This is a genomic window from Tritonibacter sp. SIMBA_163 (assembly GCF_046535935.1).
Lineage (GTDB): Bacteria > Pseudomonadota > Alphaproteobacteria > Rhodobacterales > Rhodobacteraceae > Epibacterium > Epibacterium scottomollicae.
The window spans coordinates 1-234 of record NZ_JAWJBP010001403.1; the positions used below are offsets into that span (position 1 = coordinate 1).

The 234-nt window shown below is 61.1% G+C and carries 1 protein-coding gene; it reads right to left on the minus strand.

Translation table 11 applies throughout. From position 1 onward, the window contains the following. Positions 1 to 234, minus strand: a 234-nt coding sequence (locus tag R0J92_RS26910; protein WP_411053936.1) for a histidinol dehydrogenase, incomplete at both ends; no start/stop codon positions are given.

Consider the following 234-nt stretch of genomic DNA (forward strand, 5'->3'; position numbering starts at 1 on the left):
TGGCCGAGATGCGCGAACGGATCGGTTGAAAGAAGGTCCAGATGTTCCGGCGCATAGTCGTTGATGAACTTGTAGCTCTCTTCTACGGAAGACGTCAGGACGATGCCGCCATATTTGCCGGTAAGCACGGTTTTGGAGAAGCCGACGCGCTGTTCGGTCATGCGCGCCCAATGGTCCGGCAATGCGGCCAGCGCCTCCTCCCCGACGCGGCGGCTGTGCGTGACGAGCCATGCC